At 65.8% G+C, this 20,126-nt stretch carries 17 protein-coding genes and 1 pseudogene; 4 read left to right on the forward strand and 14 right to left on the reverse strand.

Translation table 11 applies throughout. The annotated features are described in order from the left end of the window. Positions 1–63: 63 nt before the first annotated feature. Together ABJK40_RS10490 and ABJK40_RS10495 are read left to right on the forward strand one after the other, a co-directional pair. A complete protein-coding gene (locus ABJK40_RS10490; RefSeq protein WP_348479153.1) occupies positions 64–1,170 on the forward strand; it encodes a lamin tail domain-containing protein in 1,107 nt (368 codons plus the stop codon). Between the two features lie 56 nt (positions 1,171–1,226). Further along, positions 1,227–1,382, forward strand: a complete 156-nt coding sequence (locus ABJK40_RS10495) for a hypothetical protein (RefSeq protein WP_348479154.1) — start codon at positions 1,227–1,229, stop codon at positions 1,380–1,382. On the opposite strand, the gene ABJK40_RS10500 is transcribed toward ABJK40_RS10495, so the two are convergent. The 4 genes and pseudogenes from ABJK40_RS10500 to ABJK40_RS10515 form a co-directional block, all read right to left on the reverse strand. Next, positions 1,363–2,340 (reverse strand): ATP-dependent DNA ligase, encoded by a 978-nt coding sequence (locus ABJK40_RS10500; RefSeq protein ID WP_348479155.1) that lies wholly within the window; start codon positions 2,338–2,340, stop codon positions 1,363–1,365. The two genes, ABJK40_RS10495 and ABJK40_RS10500, sit on opposite strands and share 20 nt — an antisense overlap. Positions 2,341–2,366: 26 nt before the next feature. Beyond that, positions 2,367–3,650 (reverse strand): flavohemoglobin expression-modulating QEGLA motif protein, encoded by a 1,284-nt coding sequence (locus ABJK40_RS10505; protein ID WP_348479156.1) that lies wholly within the window; start codon positions 3,648–3,650, stop codon positions 2,367–2,369. A gap of 81 nt (positions 3,651–3,731) precedes the next feature. After that, positions 3,732–5,081, reverse strand: a complete 1,350-nt coding sequence (locus tag ABJK40_RS10510; protein WP_348479157.1) for a DUF222 domain-containing protein — start codon at positions 5,079–5,081, stop codon at positions 3,732–3,734. A gap of 395 nt (positions 5,082–5,476) precedes the next feature. Further along, positions 5,477–5,974, reverse strand: a pseudogene (locus ABJK40_RS10515) (O-acetyl-ADP-ribose deacetylase); the annotation flags it as partial. A gap of 75 nt (positions 5,975–6,049) precedes the next feature. Between ABJK40_RS10515 and ABJK40_RS10520 the strand changes: the two are divergent. After that, positions 6,050–7,033, forward strand: coding sequence for a hypothetical protein (locus tag ABJK40_RS10520; protein WP_348479158.1), 984 nt, complete (start codon positions 6,050–6,052; stop codon positions 7,031–7,033). Positions 7,034–7,046: 13 nt separating this feature from the next. On the opposite strand, the gene ABJK40_RS10525 is transcribed toward ABJK40_RS10520, so the two are convergent. The 10 genes from ABJK40_RS10525 to ABJK40_RS10570 all read right to left on the reverse strand — a co-directional run bounded on the left by ABJK40_RS10525 (position 7,047) and on the right by ABJK40_RS10570 (position 17,225). Further along, entirely contained in the window at positions 7,047–8,003 is a 957-nt protein-coding gene (locus ABJK40_RS10525; RefSeq protein WP_348479159.1) for a metallophosphoesterase, read from the reverse strand. 188 nt (positions 8,004–8,191) lie between these two features. After that, a complete protein-coding gene (locus tag ABJK40_RS10530; RefSeq protein WP_348479160.1) occupies positions 8,192–8,941 on the reverse strand; it encodes a nicotinamide mononucleotide transporter family protein in 750 nt (249 codons plus the stop codon). A 12-nt stretch (positions 8,942–8,953) separates the two neighbouring features. Further along, positions 8,954–9,949: an AAA family ATPase gene (locus ABJK40_RS10535; RefSeq protein WP_348479161.1), complete on the reverse strand. Its 996-nt coding sequence runs from the start codon at positions 9,947–9,949 to the stop codon at positions 8,954–8,956. A gap of 112 nt (positions 9,950–10,061) precedes the next feature. Next, a complete protein-coding gene (locus ABJK40_RS10540; RefSeq protein ID WP_348479162.1) occupies positions 10,062–10,262 on the reverse strand; it encodes a hypothetical protein in 201 nt (66 codons plus the stop codon). Positions 10,263–10,413: 151 nt separating this feature from the next. Continuing rightward, on the reverse strand, positions 10,414–11,436 hold the full coding sequence (locus ABJK40_RS10545) for an EcsC family protein (protein ID WP_348479163.1): 1,023 nt from the start codon (positions 11,434–11,436) through the stop codon (positions 10,414–10,416). 359 nt (positions 11,437–11,795) lie between these two features. Beyond that, complete coding sequence (locus ABJK40_RS10550) at positions 11,796–12,227, reverse strand: very short patch repair endonuclease (protein ID WP_348479181.1); 432 nt, start codon at positions 12,225–12,227, stop codon at positions 11,796–11,798. A 60-nt stretch (positions 12,228–12,287) separates the two neighbouring features. After that, entirely contained in the window at positions 12,288–13,604 is a 1,317-nt protein-coding gene (locus tag ABJK40_RS10555; protein WP_348479164.1) for a DNA cytosine methyltransferase, read from the reverse strand. Continuing rightward, positions 13,601–14,341 (reverse strand): hypothetical protein, encoded by a 741-nt coding sequence (locus ABJK40_RS10560; protein ID WP_348479165.1) that lies wholly within the window; start codon positions 14,339–14,341, stop codon positions 13,601–13,603. The genes ABJK40_RS10555 and ABJK40_RS10560 overlap by 4 nt, the downstream gene beginning before the upstream one ends. Next, a complete protein-coding gene (locus tag ABJK40_RS10565) occupies positions 14,338–15,324 on the reverse strand; it encodes a hypothetical protein (protein ID WP_348479166.1) in 987 nt (328 codons plus the stop codon). Before ABJK40_RS10565 ends, ABJK40_RS10560 begins: the two co-directional genes overlap by 4 nt. Next, a complete protein-coding gene (locus ABJK40_RS10570) occupies positions 15,321–17,225 on the reverse strand; it encodes a hypothetical protein (RefSeq protein ID WP_348479167.1) in 1,905 nt (634 codons plus the stop codon). Before ABJK40_RS10570 ends, ABJK40_RS10565 begins: the two co-directional genes overlap by 4 nt. 169 nt (positions 17,226–17,394) lie before the next feature. Here ABJK40_RS10570 and ABJK40_RS10575 point away from each other — a divergent pair, with 169 nt between their 5' ends. Next, the gene (locus ABJK40_RS10575) at positions 17,395–19,959 is read left to right on the forward strand and encodes a Z1 domain-containing protein (protein ID WP_348479168.1); all 2,565 of its coding nucleotides are present in this window, start codon (positions 17,395–17,397) and stop codon (positions 19,957–19,959) included. Positions 19,960–20,126: the final 167 nt, after the last annotated feature.

Below are 20,126 nucleotides of genomic sequence, written 5' to 3' on the forward strand. Positions count from 1 at the left end.
CTGTGCAAGGGTCGCAGGCAGCATGCGTGCCCGCGACGTCGCCGACCCAGCGAGTTCGTCCGCATGAAGCGCTCGACCGTCCTGATCGGCTGCAGCCTCGTCGCCGCCACCGTGGCAGCCACCTTCCAGTTCGCAGGCGGACTCGGCGGAGATGCACCGGCGGCGGGTGAGTCCGAGGTGACGGCGCCGACATCCCCGGCCGACGACTCCGTGCGGGACGTGCTGGACCTCCTCGGATCCTTGACCGTCGCCGACCCCGATCCGGCTCGCCCGGCGTACGACCGAGACACGTACCAGCCCGACGGTTGGGCGGACCTCGACGGGGACTGCATCTCGGGCCGCCACGAGGTGCTCGCCACGCAGTCCCGGATCCCCGTCGTCATGGACCCGTCGGGCTGTTTCGTCGAGAGCGGATCCTGGACCGATCCGTACACAGGCACGGTCGTGACGCAGGCGACCGACATCACGATCGATCACGTCGTTCCCCTCAGTGCGGCGCATCGTGCCGGTGCGTGGCGGTGGGACCCGGAAACGAAGATCGCCTTCGCCAACGACGAGGCACCCGGCGTGCTGGTGGCCGTGGTGGGTTCGGTCAACCAGGCGAAGGGCGACATGACGCCCGATCGGTGGCTCCCTCCGCGCCGGGAACACCACTGCGCCTATGCATCGAACTGGGTGAGCACGAAGGCGCGCTGGCAGCTGTCGGTCACCGCTCCAGAGGCGGCGACGCTGGAGCAGATCCTGTCGTCGTGCGCGCCTGCCGACATCCCGTCACGGCCGGCGAGTGAACCGTCGGTCATCGTGCTCGCCCCGCCGGTCACGTCGACGACGATCGGTGGCGTGGTGGTGCCGGTCGACGGATCGGGAGTCGGTGACGTCCGGATCGCGCAATGTCAGCGGCGCGAAGAACGTGTCGTCCTCGTGAACCCGACCGCCGCCTCCATCTCGTTGGTGGGCTACGAACTGCACGACGAGGAGTCCCGACACTCCACGCTGCTCGACCGGTTCGGATCGATCGACGCAGGAGCGACGCTCGTGGTCCTCACGGGCGAGGAGGCGGTCGAGTCGCCGGGTGAGGTGGTTTGGAAACCTCAGAACGTCTGGAACAACGACGGCGACACCGCATTCCTGGTCACCCCGTCCGGCTCGGTGTCCAGCGTGCGGTGCTGAGACCGATCGCTCTCATCGGGTGGTTCGTGGCGCCCTGACTCGGGCACACCGGGCCCATGACTGCCATTGCCATCGTCCTGATCCTCCTCCTGCTGCTGGGAATCCTCGGCGCAGTGATCAAGGGACTGCTCTGGCTCACCGTCATCGCCATCGTGCTCTTCGTCGGTGCCGGCGTGTACGGGTGGTTCAAGTTCAAGCGTCGCTCGAGCTGACCTGCGGCGCAGCTCGGGCTCGCCGCTTGCCCTCGTGCATGGCGGCGACTCGTGGGGTCGGGATCTCGCTGCCCTCCTCCACCAGCACGGCGGGCACCTGCTGCGGAGAGGGGAGCAGGGCACTCCACGGCTCGCGACCGTCGAGCAGCCCGAGAGCGTTCTCGATGGTGACGTCGCTCGGTTCGAACCCGTTGAGCTCGTCCCAGGCGAGCGGCCACGACACCGGTGCTCCCGGGCGCAGCCGTGGGCTGTAGACGGACACGACCGTGCTCAGCCCGCCCCTGGTCGCATCGAGGAACAGGCGGCCGCCGCGGTCGTCCTTGAGGAACGCCGTGGTCAGCGCGTCGGGATCGAGCCGCTCGGTGCGAGCGGCGATCGCACGCGTGGCGAAGATCGCCTCCTCGCTCGACACGTCGGTGACGGGCATGACCACGTGCACGCCCTTCGAGCCGCTCGACTTCACCGCAGCGGCGAGCCCTACCTCGTTGAGCACCTCGTGGACACGATGCGCGGCCGCTGCCACCACCGAGAACGCTGCTCCTTCGGGCGGATCGAGGTCGATCACCAGATGCGTCGGCGCGTGGAGGTCCGCCGTGCACGACAACGTCACGTGGTACTCGACGGCGCGCTGGTTGGCGAACCACATCAGCGTGCGCACGTCGTTGCAGAGCGCGTAGTCGACCGTCCGTTGCGACGCCTCCGCCCAGAGCGGAGCACGTTCGATCCATTCGGGCGCGTGGTCGGGAAGGTTCTTCTGCATGAAGGGCATCTGCCCCCGGGTCGACCTGATCACCGACAGCGGGCGGTCACGCAGTGCGGGCAGCATCCGGTCGGCGATGCCGTCGAGGTAGTCGACCAACGCCCGCTTGGACACGCCCGTGCCAGCAGCCAGTTCGGTGTCGAGGCTGCTGAACGACACCCCGTGGCGTTCCTCCTTCGGTTCTGCGCGGCGCGCCATGGCTGGAGCGTAGACCCGGAGCCGATTCAGTCGAGGGCTGCGCCGAGGTGGGTCTCCATCTGGTTCAGGTCGATCCGGTTCAGGAGGTTGGAGTACGCCATCCACGACGCGAGTGCGCTGATGTCGGCCACGTGGGGAGGCAACCTCGACGGAGACTCGAGGAGGCCCTCCTCGACCAGGTGCGCGAGCACGCCGAGTTCGCGCACGGCGAGCTTGCCGGCGAACAGCAGGGGCAGCCGGTCGATCAGACCACGCTTCACCGCGAGCCGCATGAAGTCGTAGACCTCCAGGAAGCCACGCGTGTACACGAGGTCCTTGGTGAACGGCCCGTCGGTGGGCGTGCTCCCGCGGAACACCCGCACCGACGACGCCCACGCGTCGGCCTCCGCCAGTCCCTCGTCGACGAACCAGCGGAAGACGTCGAGGAACGTGCCTCCCTCCTGGGCCATCTTGATCGCCAGGACCCGTCGCGTCACCTTGCGCAGCCGGTCCGGCGTGGACGACATCGTCGTGATCTCGGTGAACACGGCGAGCCCCTCCTGCGTCGACGTGGTCGACGGAGTGCCCTTGCCGAGGAACGTGCACCACGGCTGGTGACGACCGTTGAGCGTGGTGGCGACGTGGACCCACCCCTCGTGGACCTCCAGCACCCGCAGGTCCCGAGCCGAGAACATCGCGTCCGCCCGCAGCTTGATGTAGTCGCCGCCGGCGGCTGCGTCGGCCACGATCCCGTCGTCGATGATCACCCGCAACTCGTCACCGCACACCGGTGCCAGGCGGTCGCGGAGGATGTCGACACCGGTCTCCGCGGTGTACGAGTGCTCCTCCGGCGGTTGCCACGTGCCGAGGTCGATGCTGGTCAGCGCATCGTCCATCAGCACACCGAGGTCTGCCAGAGTCGGACCGTCCGGATGCAGTCCGTCGTCGATGCCTCCGTACAGCTCCGACGCGATCGGGCTGAAGGCCGGCGTGCCCCGGGCGTCGAGCATGTCGATCACCCGCAGATACTCGTCGATCCGCTCGACGAGCAGGCCGGCGACCGGCGCGCCTCCCAGCCCACGCGAGATGCGGCTGCGTAGATCGGTGAACCCGGCCCGCACCTCCTCGGGCTCGAACCGCAACGGTCGATGCGGGGCGTAGTACTCCGCATCGACGTTCGGCTGCCTTCGGCACCCGGCAGCGAAGAACTCGGCGGCGACGTCATCACCCCACGCCACCGCGTCGAGGATCCTGATCGGCTGCTGCAAGGCGACCAGCTCGTCGGAGAAGCCACGCACCGCCTCGCGGAACTCGTTCGCCGACCCGGGCATCGCCCCGAACTTAGCCCGCACCCGGCGGCGCTTGCGGCGACCCGAGCCGGACCCCTCATCGCTCCTCGGGCACGCCAGGCATCAGACGTTGGGCAGCGACGGTTGGGTCGGCGGTTCGGTCGGGAGGGCGAGGCCGACCAGGGGCGGGCGCAGGAACTGTGCGCCGCCGTGCGGATCGTTCAGATTGAAGTGTCCGCCCCCGAGGGGCTCGATACTCCAGTGCTGCTCGTGCAACAGGTGGTGGTGGAACCAGCACAACAGCACCAGATTGTCCGGCTTCGTCTCACCGTCGTCGAGCCAGTGGGTGGCGTGGTGGGCGTCGCAGCCGCCGGCGGGGATCCCGCAGCCGGGCCAGCGACATCCGTGGTCGCGGATCAGCAGCGTGTCGAACAGCGAGTCGGACACGACTCGTGTGGAGCGTCCGTAGTCGACGACGGTGCCGAGTGGGTTGGTGATGTAGCGGTGCACGTTGCAGTCACATGCCATGCGCCGGACTGCTTCGGCCGAGATGATGGTGCGGTCGGTGTCGGTGTCGAGTGCCCCGCCGAGCGGCCGTGGTGTCGGCGCAGCAATCTCGGAGCGGGAGCCGGCGTGGATCAGATCGAGCACATCGCCACCGGTATCCGCAGCGTTGTCGGCGTGAGTGATGGCCTTGGCGGTTTGTTCGGCGTGCCACTTCGAGGCGAGACCGTCGTAGCTGCTGGTGGCGACCACTTTGGGCTTGCGCCGCTTCTTGCCCGGGACAGCGATGTGGTTCTCGATCGCCATGCGGGCGATCGTGACCAAGGCGTCTGCCCGTCGTTGCGCGGCGGAACGCGTCTCGCCGTCGGCGGGCTGGGCGTAGAGGCGGATGGCTTCTCGCAACAGCGAGAAGCCTTCGGAGTCGAGATTGCCGTCGATGACGCCGACGCCGTCCATCAGCTTCGACAGGTGCACCGCACGCGAGTCGAACTGTTCCTGTGCGGTCTTGGCCTCACGGTCGGGGTCGGCGTGCATCCGCCAGGTGTCCAGAACCAGTTTGAAGTCGGCGTGGGGCATCGACGTCGCCCACCCACACAGCATCTGCTCGTCACGCTCGAACACATCGGCAACCGATTCGGCCCACGCACCGGCGAGCAGCCGCAGCGAAGATTCGGCGAGGTCGCCGCTAGCGAACGCAGCCCTGATGATCGGCATCCTCTGAATGCGCTCGGCAAGATGAAGTGTGAGCTTGCAGAACCCGACGCCTTCGCGAGTGGTGACCATCAGCCAGTCCGTCGGCGATCGGAACCCTTTGGCGTAGAACGAGCCTCCATTCACGACGGCGTCGACCTCGTCCAACTGCTCGGCTCGCAGCCTGCGCATTCCGCGAGTTGCGGCGTCGACCGCGGGTGTCGGCGTGGCGCGTTCGGCCAACTCCTCCACACACTCGACGAACGCCTGTCGGATCATGATGTCCATTCAAGCACAGGGGTACCTCAGAGTTTCTCGAAGCAGGAAAGGCCAGGTCAGGTGGGTGACCGGGCGCGCCTCGCCTTTCTCAGTGCCCTCAGGATCGATCGCTGGAACCTCGGCCTCGCCGGGTCGTTCGACCGTAGAGACGGAGCGCTCCGATGATCACCGGTCCACCCGGACACGTCGAGAAGCGCACGGATCGTCGCCGGTCGGCCGACCGTGGCAACCGAGCACCCTGATGATCCGGTCCGCCCCGGACACCTCGAGGAGCACTCAGATCCAAACACCGAAGCGCATCGAGCGGACGCCCGCGAAGATCGGCGGATCGGATCGCGCCGAGCAGGGGCACGCACCGGATGCGCCGCTGCGAACGTGCGAAGAGGTCGGCCGCTCAGCAGCGACTCGTAGAGGTCGAGGGTGGCCTGGTCGAAGCAGACGAAGATCACCCGCTCGACAGATGTCGAAGCCGATCGGACTGCGTCGACGGCGACCTCGGCCGCCAACTCCTTCGGGTAGCCGTACACGCCGGTCGAGATCGCAGGGAATGCGACCGACGTCGCTCTGGCCTCGGCGGCGAGTTCGAGCGAGCGGCGGTAGCACGAGGCCAGCAGTTCGGGTTCGCCCTCGTCGCCGCCACGCCAGGACGGGCCGACGGTGTGGATCACCCACCGGGCAGGCAGGTCGTGGCCGCCTGTGATCTTGGCGGCGCCGACGTCGCAGCCGCCGAGCGTGCGGCACTCCTCGAGCAGTCCGGGTCCGGCTGCTCGATGGATCGCCCCGTCCACGCCTCCTCCACCGAGCAGCGAGGTGTTGGCGGCATTGACGATCGCGTCGACGTCGAGCGTGGTGATGTCGGCGACGACGGACTCGAGGGCCGCAGCGGTGCTCATCCGCCAGATCATAGAAACCGGCACGGGCGTAGGAAGCCGGGGACTGCCGGGCGCAGCTGTGCCTACGATCCCGACATGGACTGGTTCGCTGACCTGACGGGGTTCACCGAGAACGCAGACGCGGTGCGGGAGCATCTCACCATCGACGGCGAGATCATGCGGTTCGCCGTGAACGGTCGCGAGATGCGATGCGGAGCGCTGACGACGCCGTCGCTGGCCGACCTGCGCCGCGATCGACCCGAGCGGGACGGACCGGTGACCGTGCGGGAGGTCGTGGCCGATGCCCGTGCGCTGCACCTCGATCCGCAGAACGCCGACGCCATGTTCCAGGTCGCGTCCCAGTTCAACCTGCTCGAGATGCCGGCCCCGTCGGTGACACCCGAGCGCGGCGTGACCGGCTACTGGAACGACCGCACGCAGGGGCCGGCGTGCGCGATCGCGTGCGGTGCGGGCACCATCCAGCGAAACTGGTTCGCTCCGGTCGGCGACCAGATCGGACAGACCGCCGAACGACAGATCGACTGTGCCGCTGACCTGGGCAACGCCCTGGGTGGTGCAGGCGACCTGTGGACGATGCAGAACGGCTACCTCTTCGCGACCGGTGACGGCCTCGACGCGGTCGCAAACATGGTGTCGACGAGTGACGACGAGCAGCGCGACGAACTGCTCGGCGCACTGCGGATCGGCCTGCAGTCGAACACCGAGGTGACCTTCGGGACGACGGAGGAGACGCCTGGGCATCTGGTCAGCCAGGCGTACTGCTCGGCCGTGCCGGTGGGTTACTCGGACCAACCGGCGAGTCGGTGGGAGCCGCTCGCTCGGCTCGTGCTGGATGCGACGTACGAGGCGACCCTGTCCGCCGCGGCGATCAACGCCGAATCGATCGGGAACCGCTCGCTGTTCCTGACGCTCGTCGGCGGAGGCGTGTTCGGCAACCGGACCGAGTGGATCGTCGACGCCATCCGACGGGCCGTCACCCGCCACGAAAACGCCGATCTCGACGTCGCGATCGTCAGCTACGGCTCGTCGCAACCGGAGCTACGTCCGCTGCTGACCTGAGCGGTGGACCTGGTCAGACGGAGACGAAGTTGCCCGACTCGAGCGTCGGTTCGCCGTCCCACCGGTAGGCAACGAGGGGCCCGCCCTTCACTGCACTGAAGTCGACACACGCCGTCGTCGGTGTGCTCGGCCTCGCGTCGCTCTCGGTGAACCAGTAGTGCCCGAACAGGACGGGCGGGGCGTCGTCGGGATACGGCGACACGAGACCGACGACGTCGGCGAGCGGTGTCGCCGGAAGGTCCGTCGCCGGATTGCCCAGGGGGTCGGTGAGTGTCCACGACGGGTCGATGCGGACGATGTCACGCAGCGTCTCGGCCTCGGTGTTCCACCACTCGACGCGACCCTTGGTGCGCTCGTTGCCGTCCTTGTCGGCGTAGGTGTATCCCTCCATCTGGACCTCGGGTCCCTTGAGCACCGTCTCGATCGCGTCGTAGGCGGCAGTCCCCTTCGTCGTGCCGGCGCGGACGAGGTCGTCGGTCAGCCCGCCATGCGCTCCCACGTGCGTGCGGAGGACGTCGATCGAATCGTCGTGCCAGCAGGCATGCACGACGCGGACACCGCCGAGGTCGAGCCAGAGTGGGAGCGACATGAACCAGTCGAGGATGCTGCGATGGGTCACCGATCCGAACCCGACCGCATCAAGGAACTCCTGGTGCTGTCCGACGTTCTTCTCGCTGTGCCGTCGGCACCAGTCCGTGTCGTCGGCGTTGCGGGTGGCGTAGGCAATGGCGTTGAACTCGTGGTTGGCGACGACCATCTGGGCGGTGCCGTGTTCGACCATCGCCCGGGGGATCGCGACCGACTCGAGCTGCAGCGGACCTCGGTCGATCAGGTCGCCGACGAAGATCGCCTGGCGTTGGTCGGCGTGCCGGTGTGCGCCGTCTCGGTGGACGTATCCGAGCTTCTTCAACAGCGTCTTCAGCTTGTCGGCGCAGCCGTGCACGTCGCCGATGATGTCGTAACCGGTCACCGGCTGAGTATGCCGACGGGTAGATCCGTCGAGAGGCGACCGCCGAGGATCGTCATCATGCGCGCCGCTTCTTCGACCGCTTCACCGGCGAGCCCCAGGTCCATGCCTCGTCCGCCTCGACGAGCTCCGGTGGGCGCCGCCCCTGGGTTCGGTCGCAGCACGTCGGCCGGTGGATGAGTCGGTGCCGATCACGACACACCGCGTGAGGCGGCAGCACGCCAGCGGACGAGGCCGACCACCGCCATCACGAAGAAGAGCACGTAGAGCGCGGCGAACATGTTCGCTTCGGTCTTCAGATAGAGGCCGATCGCAGAGATGTTGACGGGGCCGATCCACAACCACCACGACTCGACCTTCTTCAACGACAGCAGCAGCATCGCAAGTACGGAGGCAGCGACGATCGACGCGTCCCAGTAGGTGTAGACGGCGTCGTCCCATCCCGCATCGAGGACCCATCCGAGCAGGATCGTGGCGGCGACACTGGCGACGAGGACCAGTACACGCATCGACGCGGCGAGCCGAGTCACGAGCAGTTCGCCGCCGCCCTCGCCACCGCGGGTCCACATCGCCCAGGCCCAGAACTGGATCGGCAGGTAGTAACCCCACTGGAGCCACTGCTGACCGACGAGTCCGATGTCGCTGAAGAACGAGCCCATCAGGATCACCGAGACGATCCCGATGGGCAGGGCGAGCACGTTGCGCCGTTGCGTGATCCAGACCGACCACAGCGAGGTGGTGGTGGCCGAGAACTCGACGACACCAGGTGTGGTTTCGGGCGCGAACTCGCGAGTGCCGGCCCAGTAGATCCCACACGCAACCAGCGACCCGGCGCCGGCCACTGCTGCTTGGCGATGTTCCCACGGTCGACCGAACCAAGGTGCCGGAGAAGCGAGAAGGGACTGCTCCTCGGCGATCAGTGCGGGCGTGGAATCGGTCATGTGAGCGTCCATTCATACGAGTGGGGGAAAGGTGCGGAGCGGGGCGATCGCGTCGAGGGCGGTCTCCACCCGCTGCTCGTGCGGCCCTCGCAGAACGACGACTCGGGCGCCCGATGCTCCTGTGCGAGCTTCGATCGACCGCTGCATCGAAGCGCGTTCGTCACGGGACTCCCGGGTGCCGTCCTGTACCCAGGCGAAGTCGTCGGCGCAGACGAGGTAGAGATCGGGGCGCTGGCGACTCGCAAGTTCGTCGAGGTGCTGATCCGACGACCCGAGGTAGCGCTCGTGCCAGACGGCGGTGACGAGCGCATCGGTGTCTGCAATCACCACACCGTTGGTCGACAGTCTCGCCATGTCGTCCTCCAAGCGACGCTGAGCAGCTGCGATCCGGTGGAACTCGTCGGTGTCCCACGACTGGTCCGGCCGATACCTCCGACCTTCCCAGTACCAGCGACCGTGTTCGGGCACCCAGACCGATCCGGTCGCTGCGGCGAGAGCTTCGGCCATCGTCGACTTGCCGGTCGACTCCGCTCCGACGATCACGATCCGTCGAGCGAGAGCCACCCGAGCCGCAGGTACGAGCCAACCGAAGTTGGCGCCGAGGTCTGCGCGGAGTGCGGTGCCGGAAGTCGGAAACGCTTCGCGTTGCAGGTCGACGCGATGGTGGCTTGCACCCATGAGCGCGGCCCACTCGTCTCCCCATGGTTCGGATGTGACAGCAAGGTCGGGAGGCTCCGGGATCGCGGCCAGCGTCCGTGCGGCCCAGGGGGCGTTCGCCGCTGGCAGGTCGTCCGGCGTGACGATCACCGAGACGTTGTCGGGGACCGCATCGCGCAGCCAGGCAACCCGGTCGGCAGCGGGAAGGGTCTGGTCGTCGCGGTCGCACAGCAGCACGTACATGCGCTCGACCATCGACGCTCCGGTGCGGATGAGGTGGAGGTGCCCGAGGTGGGGAGGGTTGAACTTCCCGACTGCCACCCCGACAGTTCGCACAGGGGGCGGAGCCATGGGTCGAAGCTAGTCGGCATGGCAGTTCAGCCGCCTCTGCTGTTTCAGCCCGATCGTGCCCGGCAAGGCGGTTCGGAAGTCCATCGCCCGTTTCGGACTCAGCAAACGCGAGTTACTCGGGCTGGTCCGTGCTGTCGAGGAGTGAGCGGGCGATCGTGGGACGCCGTTCGAGCGTGACGACGACGCGCGAGTGGTCGGTGAGTCGTCGGCCGTCGATCACATTCGACCATGCCTCGATGCTCGCAGCCGTGAGATCGAACGAGGCAGCGACGTGGTCGATCAGCGTTCCGCAGCCGAACTCGCCGGCGGTCACGACCTCGAGGTCGTCCAGAGAGATGCTGAGCTGACGTGAGTGCCGCTCAGTCGATGGGTTCAGCGCAAGGGTCCGACCTCGTCGGGGGTGACCCGCTCTCGAGCGGCCGCCCCAGACCTTGCGAAGTCGCATCGCCAGGGTGTCGGCGGACTTAACGATCGGGATCGTCCATCGGGGTATCGATCGCCGCAAGCTCGTCGGCTGCGTTGACATCGATCACGTCAGCAAGATCTGGTGTCGGCTCGTCCACGTCGAGTCCGTACTTCTCGATGAGGAAGCGCTCGCGGTACATGAATGAGGCCGCCGTTCCGACCTTTCGCATGAGCGTGTAGTTCAGTCCGGCGCCGGCGGCGATGCCGGCGATCGGCAACGCCTGAGCCAGCTTTCGTTGAGTGAGCCGAACACTCAGCTTGGCGAACAGGCCCTGAATCAATTTGACGATGGCCTCCTCGCCGAGCTCCCTCCAGGTCGCCCGCCGAGCGATCATCATCGATACTTGCCGAACATGAAGGAGTGCAGCCTGCTTGGCCGCACCCTCTCCCGCCACGCCAACCCCGATCACGGCAAGGAGCACGGCTTTCTCGTCTTCCTCTCTCGTGTCGTAGCCGTAGTAGCCCGCGTAGTGGGTGACGACACGAGCAGCGAGGCCGATCGTTGCGACGACATCACCGGCGAGCGCCCCGCCAACCGCCAGGCCTCCGGGTGCGGCGGCCACTCCTCCGGTGCCAACGATGGCCGTTGTACCCCCGCCTGCCACAAATCCCGACCCCGCGCCCGTCGCAGCGGACGTGAGTGCGTATCGGAGATTCAGACTCGGAAGGATGTGGTCGATCACGCGAAGGTCCAGCGTCCGTAGGTCGGACAGGTCGCTGACGTCCGCGCCAGCGTCACGAGCGGCCTGCAGGATGCGGTCCCGAAAGAGGGACGCCGCCACAGCGTCGGTCAGTGCCTCGTTCCCCCCTGCCAGAACCTTGCCCACGATCTCATCGAGCTGCGCAGTGCCGGGGACGGCTTTCCAGCCCTTGGCCGCGATGCCGCCCAGCTGCTTCGATCGGTCCCGAATCGGCGCTGGAATCCGACTGCGACGGCTCGATTGGTTATGTCGCCAGCGTTGGATGCGATCCCATTCCTGGCGTTCGTATTCACTGAGATGAATCAGGTCGTAATTGGTCAATGTCCGTTCGCTCCATTTCAAAAGCCGATTCAACGCTGCAAAAGACGACTGCGACGGGTGAGGTTGACGAGTTCCCTCTGCCGGACCTTGATCTGCAGTTTCGGTGTCGCCTTCTCGGCGGCGTCCAGTTCGTGCTTCATCGTTCTCCCTTGGGTCGCCACGAGTGATGACACTGGAAAGTAGTCCAGTGCTCGTCAATTCATCGGCTTCCCGACTACCGAACCTGCTGTACGTGGGCATCAGCCGAGCGACATCGGGCCTCACAGTGGTTGCCCCCGCAGCCGTGGCGCAGCGCCTCGGCCCGCTCGATCACTCATGATTGGATCCTGCGCCGTCACGCGAGCGAAGAAATCGACAACTCAGAGAGTTGCAGGCTGCAAGCGGCGCCGCCGTTCGTCGACGACCGATGCGGTTCGCTCCGCGGCCTCGAGTGGGTCCTCATGCTCCCAGAATCTGATTACCTCCCAGCCGGCCTCTCGGAGTTCCGCGTCGACCCGTCGATCGCGTGCCACGTTCGCGTCGAGCTTCTGGTCCCACCACTCCTGGTTGTTCTTGGGCCTGGTGCCGTGCTCGGGGCAACGGTGCCAGAAGCATCCGTCGACGAAGACTGCGACCTTTGCTGGACCGAACACGATGTCGGGACGGCTCCGCATTCCGGGTAACACCTTGCGGTCGACACGGAAGCGAAGTCCTTGGCGATGCAGCGCCGACCTCAGCGCGACCTCGGGCTTGGTGTCCCTCCGCCGCTGCTTGCGGAAGCGATCCCGGATGTTCTCGTCGAGTGGTTCCACCACGAAGTCCGAGTCCTTATCCCACCGGATAAGCCGGTCGAACTGGGTCGACCGCTCTCATCAGCTCGGGTCGGCGGGCTTCCAGGCGGCGTCTCCGCCGAGCACAGAGAGCCCTGCGACATATCCGAGGGGCATCGGGACAGCATCGCCGATCCACTTGCCGAGCTGGGACTTCGCCGAGACCTTCTCCGGGTGCGGGTGGAAGTCGTAGCTGTCCGGAAAACCCTGGAGACGCGCGGCCTCGTGAGGCGTCAGGGTGCGCCGCCGCGTCGGGTGGATGTAGCGCCCGCGCCCCGGAGTCATGAAACCGGTCGTGATCGTCGGCGCAGGCTTGTCCTGGTACAACCGCCCGTAGACGGCGTTGTAGGTCGTACCTTCCTGGTGGCACTCCGGACGCTCCGACGGCGGCAGGTTGTGTTCGCCGTTGTCGAAGAGCCAGTCGATCCGTCGACGATTCTCGTCGCTGTACCCGGCCTCGACCACGAGGCGCCCGTCGATGGCCTCGTCCTCGAGGTCCTCGATCGCCCACCAGAGGTCTCGCTGTTCGCTCTGAAGCGCTTCGCCGACGGCCTCGATCTCGGCAGGAGCCGAGTCTCTGCGAGCCAGGAGGAAGAACCGTTGCCGGGTCTGGGGCCAGCCGAGTCGATCGGCGAACGCTCGACCGAGAGTGACGGTGTAGCCGGCGCTCTCGAGCAGCGCCTTGGTGGTCGCCACGACCTGCTGGCGGTCGTGCACGACCGCCGGCACGTTCTCGATGACGACCATCGACGCGCCGGTGGCGATCGCGAACGCAGGGACGGTCAGGTAGAGCTCGTTCCGCCTGTCTGTGCGTCGGGTGTGGTTGTTCAGGTTCGAGTGCCCCTGACACGGGGGACCTGCCAGAACGACGTCGACGTTGTCGACCAGTTCGGCTGCCACGTCGTCCACGATCTCGGGGTCGTACAGGAACTTGGCCTTCTCGCCCATGCCCCGCACCTGGAAGTCGATGAGCGAACGAACCGAAGCCGAGATCCGCCGCTTCGTACCATGGTTCGTGGCGTACACGTCGACGGCGCCGGCGTCATCGTCGATCGCTGCCTCCGACACGAAATCGAATCCCATCTCGGCGCACGCCTGCGAGAAGCCGAGGGCGAGACCACCCGGTCCGCAGAACAGATCGAGACCCCGAACGGTACCGAGGCGGGCCTCGTTGCTCAGTGTCCGGCCCTGGAGAAACGCTCGCCACCAGTCGCCGAGATCGTCGCCCGTCGGGTCGGCCATCGGGTACGAGGAGCGGCCGATCAACCCGCCGACCTCGACCGTGCGATGCAGTCGGCCGTCACGGAGATCGAACGATGACGCTGCGGTGATCGTGGGTGCGTCCTCGAGCTGCGTCATGATTCGAGGCTACGCGGCTCGTCGTGAGAGTCCTGACCGCTGTGCATCTCGGCGTAGAGACCGGCGAGGAGCTTGTCGCAATCATCGTCCTCCCACTCCTGGAACACGATGTTCGACCAGAGCCGGTTGATGCGTCGGGCAAAGGGTCGGACGTCGTCACTGACCATCAGCTTTTCCTTCTGGAGGCGGGCGAAGCTCCGAGCGAGCGGTGGAGCGGTCCCCGTCTTGACTCGGAGCACGTGGCTCCGCCAGAAGTCAGCGGCCTTCGGTAGCGCACCTGCGAGGGAGTAGTCGTCGTCCCGCCGGATCGCCTGAGCACGCAGGAACATCCTGAACGGGACGCACTCCTTCCCACCGTTGACGTACGTCATCACGTTCCCGCGTCCGATCGCCGGCGCTTCGCGGATCGCGACGAACCACCAGAAGTCGACGAGCGAGAGGAAACGCCAGAAGCCGGGATCGTCGAGAGCCTCGATCGGTAGGTCCCTGAGGGCTCGATGCACGTCGCCGGCGAATCGGCCCTCGAATGCCTCGGGTGAATCGTTCACCGCCTTCGGGTCACGGCTCTCGAAGGTCTCACGCATGTCTGCCATCGCTGCCCCGAGGGGCCCGAGGTCGACCTCCTGCCCGGACCCGACCCAGGTCCGCTCGAGTTCCCAGTTCGGCGCGAATCCGGTGGCGACCATCTCGCGGGCCAGGGACTCCGTCGTCGAGCGAGTGAGGATCGGGTATCTCATGTGATGTCTCCGAAGGAATCGAGCATGTCCTTGCGCATCCCGGTCTTCGCCTCGATCTGAGCGAGGAAGGCCGTGGGCTCGTCGCGAAGCCGGTGGAACTCGATCTGGCGATGATCCCGTCCGGCCGAATCGAGACCCTTGCTCGCAATGAGCTCGGTCAGCTTGTGAACGAGACTTCCTCGGAAGTCGTCCACGTGCTGGGCTCCGAGACCCGGGTCGTCGGTGAGGCGTCGGTGTGCCGCGAACACGATCGCCGTCGTCGCATCGAGGAACAGCTGGCGTTGGATGTGCTTGCCGACGGGAGTGCCCGTTGCGACTGCCAGACGGTCGAGGAGGTCGCCGTCCACGTACAGCTTGACGATGTCGGTCGCCGGGTCGACATCGAACGGGTCGCCGTCGTCGAGCGTGACGAAGCGGGCGGTGTCCTGCGGGATGCCGAGATGATCACGGTCGTCGTCGGTCATCCGGATCGGGACGAAACCCGACCCCGACAGGTCGGAACGGACCCGGTACTCCTGCTGCCCGAGCCAGGTGCCCTTCCTCCACGGGCTGAGCGGGCGGGGGTCGAGATCCCTGTTGAGGCAGAAGTAGACCCGGAGGTCGGCGCCGCCGTGAGGGGCGCGCAGAGCACGGGGTCGCTCCGGGAAGCTGAGCGGCACGTGGTCGGGCATCCCTGCAGCGTCGGCGAGGTCGCGCCTGAAGATGGTGTCCACGAACCGGAGCCGGGGCGCGGCCACCAACACGAGGAGATCGATGTCGGCGGGGTCGAGGTCGAGCGCAGCAGCGCCGCTCTCCGCCAGGCTCCAGTCCAGTTCGTCCATCAGCAGGGCGAAGGGGTAGTTGAGGTATTCGTCGAGGTTGACCGACACCTCGCCACCACCCTCGACGATCTCGTCAGCGCAGCGAAGCGTGCACGAGTCGAGCATCTGCTGGAACTCCTGGCCACCGACGTACGGGCGCACCGTCCGGGTCTCGGTACTCATCCCACCGACTCCTTCTCGCTCGTGAATTCCACATCGCCCTTGATCCGACCCGTCCAGTCAGCCGGATACGGCACCGATGCGAATTCGAAGACCACGCGGTCGTGCGTCAGCGCGCCGCGGTACACGTACGGCTTCTCGTCCCTGGCTTCGAATCCCTCGGGGGCGACGACGTCCAGCTCGGCCTCTTCTCCGTTTCCGCCTTCCTCGACGAACCGATACGACAACGAGACGTCGACCACCTCCTCGGGGTCACCGAAGTGTGGAGACAGAGCGAACCCGATACGTGCCTTGACTCGGATGAGGCCGTCGCCAACGTGTTCGAGTCGCTCTTCCACCACGATCGAGAAGGGACGCTCGCTCTGCGGCGGGCCAGAGGAGTTCGAGCTGGACGACGAGAAGATCCGTCCGAAGAGTCGTTCGAGTTCCGGAAGTCGGACGTCCTCGGCGGGTCGTGTCGCCGGCCGCAACTGATCTCGGAACTTGCGAACATGGTCGCGCACTCGATTGATGACAGCGTCGGCGACCCGCGGCGCATCCGGGTCCGACCCCGCCTCCTCGATGCGTGTCTGCCAACTGTCGTGGGCTTTCGGCTCGGTCTGTCGGAGCAACTCGTCGACTTCGTCGTCCGCGATGAACGCACCGCGAACGAACGGGCGCGCCTGTCCTGCGTCGAGGTATTCCACGACCATCCGTGGACCTCGGACGAGAGCCACAAGACTGCGATGTTGGACGTCGTCGGGCTCGTCGGCACCTGATTCGTAGGACCAGCCACCGGTTTCTGCGACGAGACCGAGCGAGCCCAACTTGAGGGTCCGCTCACCGAACGAGCCACGTCGGAACGACTGGCGGTACTGGTTGGGCTTGGCGTTGTCCTGGTCGGTGGCTGCGAGGTGATAGGCGTCGACGAAGGTCTTCAGGATCGGATCCTTCATCGGGCGGGGAACTGACGTCCTCCCGTCGGCGGAGACCATCACCGTCATGCGCCCGTCCTCCAGGGCCGGCCACCAGTTGCGAGCGACGGCGACGCTCAGGTCGTCGGGCTCGACGGTCGGTTCGATCAGCAGGAACGTCGTGCCGAGATCCTCGAGATCGTCGGCGCAGCGCAGATCGATGCCGAGTCGCTCTGCCATCGAATCGGCATCGTCGTTCTCGAAGGGCCTGATCGCACCGTTGACCTGCTCGGCACCGAACCGAGCGAACCCCGTGTACGACAGGTCGTCCAGATCGTGCTGGCCCCAATAGGTCATGCCCAGGAGGCGGCGGGTGACACCGGGGTCGTCGGGCCGCTCCCGGAACGCGCTGTACGCGACGACGGTCCTGATCGCCGAGCCGCGGATGAGGCCGGCTTTGCCGTACCCGTACGAACCGCCTGCCCCACTCGCCTTGGCGGTGTACCCGAGCGAGATGAGGGCGAGGTACATCTTCGACTTCGCGCCATTGAACGGTCCGTACATGCCCGTCGTGCCACTCTCCACGACCTTGAGCGTTCTCAAGGGTGCGGAGTCGTGCAGATGATCCAGCAGGTCGTCGCTGTCCAGACCCAACCGTGAGCGCCAACCCGGATCGGCCGGGTTCGTCCCGCGTGCAGCGATGGAGGAGAGATCCAGCGCCTTGACGAGGGAACTCTTGGCTTCGTCCGTCAGCGACTCGAATTCGAACGTGATCTCGAATTCCGGAGCGTCGTCGCCGAGTTCATCGCTCAACTCGCTCGCCGCGTCGGATGAGTTCTGGATGACTTCGCGAGCCATGAGCGTCGCGTGTTCCGAAGGAGCGGTGGCGGCGAAGACTCCCGGGTTCTTGACCGTCTCGTTCTTGAACAGTTTGGCGAGGTCGCCGGAGGAGCCACTCCGGTCCGGGTCGGTCTGCTCCCATTTCCACCTTGCTTCCAGAGGTTCACTCACTTTGCTTCCACCCGCTCGCGTCCATGGTCCGCGCACTCTATGTGCGGAGCGCCCAGCTCGTCGAGTCCCGATGTCGACAAGCGGTCGGAACATTGTGTTGTAGGCGCAGTCTTGTGCCACAATTTTGCCGGACGCCGAAAGCGGTGCGAGCTGCCCGGGTAGGGGTTGCATGGCGATTGGGGTGGAATCGAAACAAATGGATCCAGACGACCTCGAGGACTTTCTCGCTGCCTACAGCGGACAGGTGAAGCGTCACGGCGTGGATTGGGCAGAAGCCAATCTTCGCGAACGACGCCCCGGCCGTGCGGAGATCGTCATCGCGGAATTCCGTCGACGCATCGGTGAGCCGCTTGAGAACAATCGTGGACTGCTAGCCAGTAAGCCAACGGGGTGGTACTACCCGAAGGCAGACCATGATTCGCCGCGATGGGTCCACGCAAGAAGCCGCCTCGGGATTCCGGACGACGTCGTGCCGGCAACCAATGACTCTGCGGATCAGATCGTCGCCCGTCTGGGCAATCCTCTCGCTGAGAACATCACCACCCGAGGACTGGTCCTCGGCCATGTTCAGAGTGGCAAGACGACCAGCTTTTTGGCAGTCGCTGCAAAGGCGCTCGACAACGACTACGACCTCGTGATCGTGCTCGCCGGAGTCCACAACTCATTGCGCCGCCAGACCCAGGAGCGGGCCGTCCGGACGCTTGTCCACAAACCGGAGCACTGGTGGCTCGGGACAGCCGTGGGTGATTTTCGACCTGATGGCAACAGCCTGTCGAGTCATCTCGCTGGAAACGGCAAACGCGGTCTCCTCGTGGTGAAGAAGCATTCGACGATCCTTTGCAAGCTGGCCGACTGGCTCGAGAAGGAAAGCGACGCTGCGCTCCGCAAGTTGGCTGTGCTGGTCATCGACGACGAAGCCGACCAGGCAGGACTCGACGTGAGCACGGGCAGCGAACTGGCAGGCGTGCACAAGCAGCTCAGCCGAATCGTGAACCTGAGGACGTCCGACGACAAGCGACGATGTGCCTACCTGGCGTACACAGCAACCCCGTACGCAAACATCCTCACGTCACAGGACGATTACGGCCTCTACCCACGCGACTTCATCTTCCCGCTCGATCCACCGCCCTCGTACGTCGGGTCTCGGGAACTCTTCGGAGATGGTTGCGTCGGCAGCCCCGTCCAGCTCGAAACGGACGACACGGACGACACGGACGACGTACTCACCGACGGCCTGTGCGACGCCATCCGTTGGTTCGTGCTCGCCACGGCGGCTCGCGCCGGGCTCGGGAAACCCGTCGACTCGTTCAACTCGTCGATGCTCATCCACACCACTCAGCTCACCGAGGACCAGAAGGCCTATCGCCCTGCGATCGAGAGCTACCTCGCCGGTCTCCTCGAGGAATTCCAGAACGATCCGACCGCAATGCGGCAGTTCTACGACGAGACGCTCGAACAGGTCCCGTCCCGGGAATCGAGCGGTGATGGATACGTCGCCGAGACAACCGCCGCGTGGGTCGAGGTCGAACCACATGTCTTGACTGTGCTGGGCCGATTGATCGACAGAACCGAGGCCGGAAAACCGTTCAAGGAGGACGGACTCCTACAGCACGCTCATTCTGGCGTCATCGTGGACAACAGCAAGGTCGATCACGTCGATCGGTTGACGTATTCCGACCCGGGGGCTGGGGAACCCGGCGTCACCGTGATCGCCATCGGTGGCAACACGCTGAGCCGCGGCTTGACCTTGGAGGGTCTCGTCTGCAGCTACTTCGCACGGACAGCCCGAAACTACGACTCGCTCATGCAGATGGGCAGGTGGTTTGGCTACCGACCCGGCTATCGACATCTGCTCCGGATCTGGACGACACAAGGACTGTTGGACTGGTTCCAGGAACTAGACCAGGTCGAGCAGGATCTCAGAAGAGAACTGGAATGGATGGCAAAGCAGGGGTTTTCGCCCGACGTGTATGGCCCGCGCATTCGGATGTCGCCGAACATGAACATCACGCGAGCAGCTGCGATGAAGTCTGTGTCGAAGGAGATCTCCTACTCCGATCACCGCATAGATCCGGCGTGGCTCGACCTCGATGACCAAGTGCTGCACGACAACCAGGTTGCTGCCCGAACTCTTGCCGAAGGACTGGGCAGCGCCGAGACCGTGGGTCAGGGATCGCTACTCTTCCGCCGTGTCCCGCTGGAACGCATCCGAGCGTTCCTCCGGGCGTACGGGTTCCATCAAGAGGAGAAGCGGCTCGACCGACCCAGCCTCGACAGCTACATCGACCGGGAAGCCGAGAATCTTCGCGAGTGGAACGTGGTTTTTAAGTCGAGTGAACGCGGAAGCAAGTCTGACTTCGAATTCGGCGGAGATGTCGGGAGCGTCGGAACGATCAGCCGAGGCCGCGTGAAGAACACGTCACTGGCCTTCATCCAATCGCTCGTCGACTCCAACGATCACCGCCTCGACTTCGACGGGAACCCCCCTGCGGGCGGAGTTCTCTACCGATCCTCGGATGAACCGCCGTTGATGGTCGTCTACGCGATCGACCCGGTCAGCACGCCGAAGGCGAACAGCGCGCGTGTCCCACTCGATGCGAGCACCACTCCGATCAGCGTGTCGCTCACGTTCCCCTCGTCGAACACGTTCGTTCGGTACGTCACCCCCCTGGTCGCAGAGATCGAAGCCTCGACCGTCGACATCGATATGGGAGATCATCAAGATGACCGATGACCAGACAGGCTGGACTCCTGACATCGGGTCTCGTCTGGCCGTGCTCCGATCTGCGATCGACAAACCCGGTACCGATCACGCCGAACTGCCGATCCAGAATCTTCCCGTCGACAGCCACCTCGGAATGGAGACTGCTGGCAGCGTCTGGCTTCGAATCACATGCGACC

Source organism: Ilumatobacter sp., from assembly GCF_039969435.1.
GTDB lineage: Bacteria > Actinomycetota > Acidimicrobiia > Acidimicrobiales > Ilumatobacteraceae > Ilumatobacter_A.

Bases quoted from the DNA above. Each gene is read 5' to 3' on its own strand.
- ABJK40_RS10490 (WP_348479153.1), top strand. From the start codon at position 64: ATGAAGCGCTCGACCGTCCTGATCGGCTGCAGCCTCGTCGCCGCCACC.
- ABJK40_RS10495 (WP_348479154.1), top strand. From the start codon at position 1,227: ATGACTGCCATTGCCATCGTCCTGATCCTCCTCCTGCTGCTGGGAATC.
- ABJK40_RS10500 (WP_348479155.1), bottom strand. From the start codon at position 2,340: ATGGCGCGCCGCGCAGAACCGAAGGAGGAACGCCACGGGGTGTCGTTC.
- ABJK40_RS10505 (WP_348479156.1), bottom strand. From the start codon at position 3,650: ATGCCCGGGTCGGCGAACGAGTTCCGCGAGGCGGTGCGTGGCTTCTCC.
- ABJK40_RS10510 (WP_348479157.1), bottom strand. From the start codon at position 5,081: ATGATCCGACAGGCGTTCGTCGAGTGTGTGGAGGAGTTGGCCGAACGC.
- ABJK40_RS10520 (WP_348479158.1), top strand. From the start codon at position 6,050: ATGGACTGGTTCGCTGACCTGACGGGGTTCACCGAGAACGCAGACGCG.
- ABJK40_RS10530 (WP_348479160.1), bottom strand. From the start codon at position 8,941: ATGACCGATTCCACGCCCGCACTGATCGCCGAGGAGCAGTCCCTTCTC.
- ABJK40_RS10535 (WP_348479161.1), bottom strand. From the start codon at position 9,949: ATGGCTCCGCCCCCTGTGCGAACTGTCGGGGTGGCAGTCGGGAAGTTC.
- ABJK40_RS10555 (WP_348479164.1), bottom strand. From the start codon at position 13,604: ATGACGCAGCTCGAGGACGCACCCACGATCACCGCAGCGTCATCGTTC.
- ABJK40_RS10560 (WP_348479165.1), bottom strand. From the start codon at position 14,341: ATGAGATACCCGATCCTCACTCGCTCGACGACGGAGTCCCTGGCCCGC.
- ABJK40_RS10565 (WP_348479166.1), bottom strand. From the start codon at position 15,324: ATGAGTACCGAGACCCGGACGGTGCGCCCGTACGTCGGTGGCCAGGAG.
- ABJK40_RS10575 (WP_348479168.1), top strand. From the start codon at position 17,395: ATGGCGATTGGGGTGGAATCGAAACAAATGGATCCAGACGACCTCGAG.